Below are 8,261 nucleotides of genomic sequence, written 5' to 3'. Positions count from 1 at the left end.
GCGCGCCCGAAGGGATTCGAACCCCCAACCTTCTGATCCGTAGTCAGATGCTCTATCCGTTGAGCTACGGGCGCCGGTCTTCAGTTGTGTTGTCCTCGAAAGGACTCAGCGGAGGCGAGAGGATTTGAACCTCCGGTCCCCTTTAAGGGGGACAACTCATTAGCAGTGAGTCCCATTCGGCCGCTCTGGCACGCCTCCCTTGGACTTCCTGAGGGTACCCGACACAGTGCGGGCGTCCCTGAACCGCCGGAGGCATAGCGTACACAGCAGGGACATATGCTGTCGAAATGACTGCCCGCCTACGGCCAGAGCTGGCAGGGCTGCCAGTTTATGTTCCTGGTAAGACGGTTCCGGGTTCGATGAAACTGGCCAGCAACGAGACGGTGTTCGGCCCGCTGCCCAGTGTTCGCGCCGCCATTGCGCAAGCTACCGACATCGTCAACCGCTACCCGGACAACGGCTGTGTGCAACTCAAAGCGGCACTGGCCAAGCATCTGGGTTCGGGTTTCGAACCCGAGCACATCGCCGTCGGCGCCGGCTCGGTCAGCCTGTGCCAGCAGCTTGTTCAGATCACCGCCTCGGCCGGCGACGAGGTGATCTTCGGATGGCGCAGCTTCGAGCTTTACCCCCCGCAGGTCCAGGTCGCCGGCGCGACGGCCATCAAGGTGCCGCTGACCGACCACACCTTCGACCTCTACGCGATGCTCGCCGCGATCACCGAACGCACCCGGCTGATCTTCGTCTGCAACCCCAACAACCCGACCTCCACGGTCGTCGACCCGGACGCGCTGACCCGCTTCGTCGAGGCCGTTCCGCCGCACATCGTCATCGCCATCGACGAGGCCTACGTCGAATACATCCGCGACGGCATGCTGCCCGACAGCCTGGGTTTGGTCCGTTCTCGGCGCAACGTTGTTGTGCTGCGGACCTTTTCGAAGGCATACGGACTGGCGGGCCTGCGCGTCGGCTACGCGATCGGCCACCCGGACCTGATCACCGCGCTGGACCAGGTATTCGTGCCGTTCTCCGTCACGAGCGTGTCGCAGGCCGCCGCCATCGCGTCGCTGGACGCCGCCGACGAATTGTTGGCCCGCACCGACGCCCTGGTCGCCGACCGCGTTCGGGTGAGCGCGCAGTTGCGCGATGCCGGATTCACATTGCCGCCGTCGCAGGCGAACTTCGTCTGGCTACCGTTGGGAGCCCGCACTCAGGATTTCGTCGCGCAGGCGGCCAACGCGGGGATTGTCGTTCGCCAATACGGCAACGACGGGGCCCGCGTCTCCATCGGTGCGCCGGACGAAAACGATGCGCTGCTGGCGTTTGCCCGCGACTGGATCACACACCCGGAGGTCTGACGAATGAGCCTTGCCCGCAAGAAGTTCGATGAGTTCAAGGAACGCAGCGGCAAGATCGACGACGCCGAGCTCGACGATTTCTGGGCGAGCCTTCCGCCGGCGACGATCGACGGCATGATGGGCGAGTGGAAGGGCGGCGAGTTCGTCACCGGTCACATGATGAACGGGCAGCTGGAGAAGGCCGGCTGGTACGGCAAGACGTTCAAGTCCGCCCACGACGTCCAGCCGCTGGTCTGCCTGGACGCCGACGGAAACAAGTTCTCCAACAAGGAGATGGGCAAGGGCGAGGCCAGCCTGTGGCTCGAGGACTTCCGCGGCGAGATCACCGCGACGATGGTCTACGACGGCCAGCCCGTGCACGATCACTTCAAGACGGTCGACGACGACACCGTGATGGGCATCATGAACGGCAAGGGTGTCCGGGATAACGGCCGCTATTACTACTTCTACCTCGAGCGGGTGTAGCTCGGGCCTGCTGCTTTCGCCGTGTGCGCATAGGGCTTTGGGTGTGCGGCCTTGGCGGGATTTCGGCGGTTTTCCCGCCCTGAACGCACACTCGAAGCCGCGAGCGCGCACTCGCCGTAGCTAGCCGGCGGGGTTGCGGCCGGTGAACGCGACGAGTTGGTCCAGGGCGCTCGCATCGGCGGGCACGTCGACCGGGTCGTCGAACCCGGCGGTGCCGCGGAATTCCGGTCGGATGGTGCTCTGCGCCAAATCCAGCACATACTCGGCCAGCGGTTCCGGCGCGTCGACGTCGCGGCCCACGGCTCTCGCGTAATCCCAAGCGTGGACCAGGAATTCGATCGAGAAGATGCCACACGCCGACTTGGCCGGCATCTCGCCCTTGCCGAACGGCACGCTGCCGTCCAGGCCGCGATGATGCCAAGCATCCAAGGCGGGCCGGGCCGCGGCGATGATCTGCCGTTCCACCGAGTCGCTCGGTTCGCGCTGCGGGAACTCCGCGCCCGCCATGCCGCCGATGCCGGTGATCGATTTCAGCAGATGCTCGGTCAACTGGGTCACGTTGTACTCCGAGCAGGGCGTCTGCCGCGCCATGTCGTCGCCGGCGATGGTGTGCAGCACGTGCTGCAGCACCCCGAGGGTGTCTTCGGCGCCCTGCAGCTCGTCGGCCGGTGGAGAATCTGGTCCGGGTCGCAAATCACGAGGCATATCCGCCACGCTACGGTCTCGATATGGGCGATACATACGAATCCGTCACCGTGGAGATCAAAGACCACGTTGCGCAGGTGACGCTGATCGGACCCGGTAAGGGCAACGCGATGGGGCCCGCCTTCTGGTCGGAGATGCCGGAGGTGTTCGCGACACTGGACGCCGACCGCCACGTGCGTGCCATCGTCATCACCGGATCGGGCAAGAACTTCAGCTATGGCCTGGACGTCCCGGCGATGGGCGGGGCGTTCGCCGGGGTGCTGGCCGAAGGTGCGCTGGCCCGCCCGCGCACCGACTTCCATGCCGAGATCAAGCGCATGCAGGGCGCGATCACCGCGGTGGCAGACTGCCGCACCCCGACCATCGCCGCGGTGCACGGGTGGTGCATCGGCGGCGGCGTCGACCTGATCTCCGCGGTCGACATCCGCTACGCCAGCGCCGACGCCAAGTTCTCGGTCCGCGAGGTCAAACTCGCCATCGTCGCCGACGTCGGCAGCCTGGCCCGGCTGCCGCTGATCCTCAACGACGGCCATCTGCGGGAGCTGGCATTGACGGGCAGGGACATCGACGCGGCCCGCGCCGAGAAAATCGGCCTGGTCAACGACGTGTACGACGACGCCGACAAGACCCTGGCCGCGGCGCATGCGACGGCCGCGGACATCGCCGCCAACCCGCCGCTGACGGTGTACGGCATCAAGGACGTGCTGGACCAACAGCGCATCTCCGCGGTTTCCGAGAGCCTGCGCTATGTCGCCACCTGGAACGCGGCCTTCTTGCCTTCCAAAGACCTGACCGAGGGCATATCGGCGACGTTCGCCAAGCGTCCGCCGCAGTTCACCGGGGAGTAGCCGCGCTCCACGTACCCTCGCGGGGGTGGCAACGATGACGGCAGACGGCAAGATCCGTGTCCCGGCCGACTTGGACTCGGTCACCGCGGTCGGCGAAGAGGACCGCTCGGAAATCGACAGCGCCGCCGTCGAACGCATCTGGCAGGCCGCCCGCCACTGGTATCAGGCCGGCATGCACCCGGCGATCCAGTTGTGCATCCGGCATCGCGGTCGCGTCGTGCTCAACCGCGCGATCGGCCACGGCTGGGGCAATGCGCCCACCGACGCGCCGGACGCCGAGAAGGTCCCCGTCACCACGGACACACCGTTCTGCGTGTACTCGGCGTCCAAGGGCATCACCGCGACCGTCGTGCACATGCTCACCGAACGCGGGGTGTTCTCGCTCGACGACCGCGTCTGCGACTACCTCCCCAGCTACACGAGTCACGGCAAGGACCGCACCACGATCCGGCATGTGCTGACCCACAGCGCGGGTGTCCCGTTTGCGACGGGGCCCAAGCCGGACCTGAAACGCGCCGACGACCACGAGTACGCGCAGGAACAGCTCGCCAAGCTGCGACCGCTGTACCGGCCGGGGCTGGTGCACATCTACCACGCACTGACCTGGGGTCCGCTGATGCGCGAGATCGTCTACGCGGCCACCGGCAAGGACATTCGCGAGATTCTGGCTACCGAGATCCTTGACCCATTGGCGTTCCGGTGGACGAACTTCGGCGTCGACAAACAAGACGTCCCACTCGTCGCGCCGAGTCACGCCACCGGCCAGACGCTGCCGCCGGTGATCGCCCAGATCTTCCGTAAGGCGATCGGCGGAACCGTGCACGAAATGATTCCCTATACGAACACCCCGGGCTATCTGACCACAGTGGTCCCGTCATCGAACACCGTCTCAACCGCCGACGAGATGTCGCGCTTCGCCGAAATCTGGCGTCGCTACGGCGAACTCGACGGTGTGCGGGTACTGCAGGCGGAAACGATGCGGGGCGCGGTCGCCGAATCCCGACGGTTGCGGCCGGATTTCGCGGTGGGTCTGATGCCGGCCCGCTGGGGCACGGGCTTCATCCTCGGCACGAACCGATGGGGGCCGTTCGGGCGCAATGCGCCGGCCGCTTTCGGCAATCTCGGTCTGAGCAATATCGCGATGTGGGCCGACCCCGAGCGCAACCTGGCCGCCGGTCTGATCAGCAGCGGCAAACCCGGCCGCGACCCGGAACTGCGCCGCTACACCGCGCTGATGAACACCATCGCGGCACAGATCCCTACCGACTAAGGACGCGACCGCTCCTAAGACGTGTTTTGCATCCGTCCTTCGCTACGCACCGACGCTGCACTAGTCGGGTTTGAGCCTTTCGGGCAACAATGGTGCATGGATTCGGGCCGCTTCCGCGAGTTGCTCAGTGCGCCCGGGCCGTTCGCGTCGGTCTATTTCGAGGACTCGGCGGACGACGGCGACCCCAGCCCTGGGCTCGAGCTGAAATGGCGCGCCCTGCGCGAAGAACTTCGGCTGCAAGGGGCAACCGAAACAATCACCGCGGCAATCGAGCACGCGGTCCTGCACCTGCGTTTGCCGATCGGCCGCGGCGGGCGCGCGGTGATTGCCGGCGCGACGGGGGTCCTGGTCAACGAGTACCTACTCCGGCCGACTGCCCAGCCGATCGCCCGAGTCTCCGAATTGCCGTATATCGTCCCGGTCCTCGAATACGGCGTTACGCAGTCAGATTATTTGCTGGTGGTGGCCGACCGGACCGGCGCGCTCATCACCAGCCACTGTGATGCCACGCGGCTTTCCGAAGCCATCGAAGTCGACGTTGCGGACCGGATCAGCGAACTCGTGCACGACACGTCGTTCAGCGCACTGTTCTTGGTTGGCGATGAGGAGTCCCGGTCGAGTCTGCTGGCAGCACTGCCAGACCGGATCCGGAAGCGGGTGACGTCGCTGCCGATCGCGGTCCGGCGCGGCGGATATGACATCGAGGAGATTCAACGGGCCATCGACTCCACCCTGCTGTCGCAACGCCGCAGTGCGATGGACACTGCGGCAGAGCGTTTCACCGACGAGCTTGGCCGGCGATCCGGGCTGGCTGTCGAGGGACTCGGTGCGGTCTGCGCTGCCCTGCGTCAGGGAACAATCGACACGATGATCATCGGCGAGATCGGCGACGCCACCGTGGTCGCCGACGAGGGCATGACCGCTGTCGCGCCGAGCGCCGACGTGGTTTCCAAGCAGGGCGCCGCTGCCGCTAAGACGCTGCGCGCCGACGAAGCCTTGCCGCTGTTGGCGATTTCGGTCGGGGCCACGCTGGTCCGCACCGATGAGCGGATTGCTCCCGCGGACGGAATCGGCGCCGTCCTTCGCTACGCGCCGACACCGCATCAGGCTCGCCGCTGAACACCGCGGTGGCGGAGGGATTTGAACCCCCGGACGGTTTTAGCCGTCTCTCGCTTTCAAGGCGAGTGCATTAGGCCGCTCTGCCACGCCACCGCTGACAAGGGTAACGGGGCTAGTACCGTGGCCCGCATGCGCGCCATCGTCGCCGAATCCTCCGATCAACTCGTCTGGCAAGAGGTATCCGACGTTTCAGCCGGGCCCGGCGAGGTGCTGATCAAGGTCACCGCGGCCGGCGTCAACCGCGCCGACGTGCTGCAGGCCGCCGGCAAGTATCCGCCCCCGCCGGGAGCCAGCGACATCATCGGCATGGAAGTGTCCGGCGTCATTTCAGAAATCGGGGCCGAATTGTGCTCCGGTGTCACGGAATGGGCTGTCGGACAGGAAGTTTGCGCGCTGTTAGCGGGCGGAGGCTACGCCGAGTACGTCGCGGTACCCGCCGCACAGGTGCTGCCGATTCCCGACGGCGTCGACCTGGAGGACGCCGCGGGGCTGCCCGAGGTGGCCTGCACGGTGTGGTCGAATCTGGTGCTGACCGCCCATCTCCGCGAGGGCCAGCTGCTGCTGATGCACGGCGGGGCCAGCGGCATCGGAACCCACGCGATTCAGGTCGCACGCGCGTTGGGCGCCCGGGTGGCGGTCACCGCAGGGTCCGAGGAGAAGCTGCAGACCTGCCGCGACCTGGGCGCCGAGATCACCATCAACTATCGCGACGAGGATTTCGTCGCGCGCCTGCAGGAGGCCGGCGGCGCCGACGTGATCTTCGACATCATGGGCGCCTCCTACCTGGACCGCAATCTCGACGCCCTGGCCACCGACGGACAGCTGGTCATCATCGGCATGCAGGGCGGTCTCAAGGGCGAGCTCAACATCGGCAAGCTGCTGGCCAAACGCGCCCGGGTCATCGGCACCACGCTGCGCGGCCGGCCAGTGAGCGGCCCGAACAGTAAGGGCGAGATCGTGGCCGCGGTGACGGCGTCCGTGTGGCCGATGATTGCCGACGGCCGGGTTCGGCCGTTCATCGGTGCGCGCATGCCGATTCAGCAAGCGGCAGAAGCCCACCAGCAGCTGGTGGCGGGCGACGTGCACGGAAAGATCGTGCTGGCCGTCTAACTGTCAGCCGTCGAGTGTGCGCCCAGGGCGGCCAGTGTGCGAGGTGGGCGCCGTCAGCGCACACTCCAGGAAATGACGGCCGAGCGTCTAACCCAGCGACGCCAGCGCGCGCACCAGCTGATCGACTTCGGCCATCGTCGAGTAATGCGCCAGCCCGACGGTCACCGCGCCGCCAACGTCGTTGGCGCCCAGCGCATCGAGCACGCGTGAACTCTCGTTGGAGACGGCCAGAATTCCGTTGTCCGCCAAGCGCTGAACGACCCGCTCGGCGGGCACGCCCTGCAACGCGAAGCTGACCAGCGGTATCCGCACCTCCGGGCGACCGATCAGCATCATCAACGGCAACGACCGCAACGAGACCATCAGATAGTCGAAGATCCGGTTCAGATACGAGGCAGCGGATTGCATCGACACCGAGAGCCGCTCGCGCCGGCTGCCGCGCGCCGACTCATCCAATGCCGCAAGGTATTCGATGCTGGCGACCACGCCGGCCAGAAGACCGAACTGATGCGCGCCCACCTCAAGCCGGGCCGTGCCGGTGGCATTGGGATCGGCTGAGACCGAGCTGAACGTGTTGATCAGCGCCGGATCGCGGAACACCATCGCGCCGATCGGCGGGCCGCCCCACGCCAGAGCGTTCACCGCGACCACGTCGACCTCGGCTTCTTTGATGTCGAGCAGTCGGTAGGGCGCCGCCGCGGAATGATCGACGATCGCCAGCCCGCCGACGTCGTGGATCAGCTTGGTCATTGCCCGCAGATCGGTGACCGTGCCCAACGTTCCCGACGCCGAGGTGACCGCCACCAGCCGCGTCGACTTCCCAATCAGGCTCTCCCACTGCCATGTCGGTAGCTCACCGGTTTCGATGTCGACCTCGGCCCACTTCACCTTCGCGCCGTAGCGGTGCGCGGCCCGCAGCCACGGGGCAATGTTCGCCTCGTCGTCCAGGCGGCTGACGATCACCTCGTACCCCAGGCCGGCGCGCGAGGATGACGCCTCGGCCAACGAGGACAACAGGATCGCGCGATCGGCGCCCAGCACGATGCCCGCCGGGTCGGCGTTGAACAGATCTGCCACGGCCGTCCGGGCCGCGTCCAGCACGGCCGCACTGCGCTGCGCGGCCGGGTGCGCACCCACGGTGCTGGCAGCGGATCTGCGGAACGCCGTGGAGACGGTGGTCGCGACGGAATCGGGTATCAGCATGCCGGCCGGCGCATCGAAGTGCGCCCATCCGTCACCCAGGGACGGATGCAGTCCGCGCACCCGGGCGACGTCATAAGCCATGCCAGCCACCTTAGAGCTTCCGCAATTCCGCGAAATTGTGACGGTAGTGGGTGCCACAGACGTTAGAGCCAGCCGGTGGCTTCCCAAGCCAAGTCACCCGGCCAG

The 8,261-nt window shown here is 66.5% G+C and carries 8 protein-coding genes and 3 tRNA genes; 6 read left to right on the top strand and 5 right to left on the bottom strand.

Annotated features, from left to right (window positions below; genetic code table 11):
* Position 1: 1 nt before the first annotated feature.
* Together ACZY0B_RS15685 and ACZY0B_RS15680 are read right to left on the bottom strand one after the other, a co-directional pair.
* Positions 2-74, bottom strand: a tRNA-Arg gene (locus tag ACZY0B_RS15685).
* 35 nt (positions 75-109) lie between these two features.
* Positions 110-198: transfer RNA gene (locus ACZY0B_RS15680), tRNA-Ser, on the bottom strand.
* 89 nt (positions 199-287) lie between these two features.
* On the opposite strand from ACZY0B_RS15680, the gene ACZY0B_RS15675 reads away from it, so the two are divergent.
* Complete coding sequence (locus tag ACZY0B_RS15675) at positions 288-1,355, top strand: histidinol-phosphate transaminase (protein ID WP_463765050.1); 1,068 nt, start codon at positions 288-290, stop codon at positions 1,353-1,355.
* Between the two features lie 3 nt (positions 1,356-1,358).
* A complete protein-coding gene (locus ACZY0B_RS15670) occupies positions 1,359-1,820 on the top strand; it encodes a DUF4334 domain-containing protein (protein WP_463765049.1) in 462 nt (153 codons plus the stop codon).
* A gap of 120 nt (positions 1,821-1,940) precedes the next feature.
* Here ACZY0B_RS15670 and ACZY0B_RS15665 read toward each other — a convergent pair whose 3' ends face one another.
* Positions 1,941-2,525 carry a TIGR03086 family metal-binding protein gene (locus tag ACZY0B_RS15665; protein WP_463765048.1) on the bottom strand — a complete coding sequence of 195 codons (585 nt, stop codon included), beginning with the start codon at positions 2,523-2,525 and terminating at the stop codon, positions 1,941-1,943.
* A gap of 23 nt (positions 2,526-2,548) precedes the next feature.
* Between ACZY0B_RS15665 and ACZY0B_RS15660 the strand changes: the two genes are divergently transcribed.
* From ACZY0B_RS15660 to ACZY0B_RS15650, 3 genes are all read left to right on the top strand, one after another.
* A complete protein-coding gene (locus ACZY0B_RS15660) occupies positions 2,549-3,373 on the top strand; it encodes a crotonase/enoyl-CoA hydratase family protein (protein ID WP_463765047.1) in 825 nt (274 codons plus the stop codon).
* 34 nt (positions 3,374-3,407) lie between these two features.
* Positions 3,408-4,643: a lipase LipE gene (gene lipE / locus ACZY0B_RS15655; RefSeq protein WP_463765055.1), complete on the top strand. Its 1,236-nt coding sequence runs from the start codon at positions 3,408-3,410 to the stop codon at positions 4,641-4,643.
* A gap of 96 nt (positions 4,644-4,739) precedes the next feature.
* The gene (locus ACZY0B_RS15650) at positions 4,740-5,762 is read left to right on the top strand and encodes a baeRF2 domain-containing protein (protein ID WP_463765046.1); all 1,023 of its coding nucleotides are present in this window, start codon (positions 4,740-4,742) and stop codon (positions 5,760-5,762) included.
* A 6-nt stretch (positions 5,763-5,768) separates the two neighbouring features.
* Here ACZY0B_RS15650 and ACZY0B_RS15645 read toward each other — a convergent pair.
* Positions 5,769-5,855 (bottom strand) — tRNA-Ser (locus ACZY0B_RS15645).
* Positions 5,856-5,891: 36 nt separating this feature from the next.
* Here ACZY0B_RS15645 and ACZY0B_RS15640 point away from each other — a divergent pair.
* A complete protein-coding gene (locus ACZY0B_RS15640; RefSeq protein ID WP_463765045.1) occupies positions 5,892-6,872 on the top strand; it encodes an NAD(P)H-quinone oxidoreductase in 981 nt (326 codons plus the stop codon).
* Positions 6,873-6,959: 87 nt separating this feature from the next.
* Here the strand turns inward: ACZY0B_RS15640 and ACZY0B_RS15635 are convergent, their stop codons facing one another.
* Positions 6,960-8,156: a cysteine desulfurase-like protein gene (locus tag ACZY0B_RS15635; RefSeq protein WP_463765044.1), complete on the bottom strand. Its 1,197-nt coding sequence runs from the start codon at positions 8,154-8,156 to the stop codon at positions 6,960-6,962.
* Between the last annotated feature and the right edge of the window lie 105 nt (positions 8,157-8,261).

Source organism: Mycobacterium sp. IDUB_19, assembly GCF_055419445.1.
This window is presented reverse-complemented; position numbering and strand designations above follow the sequence as displayed.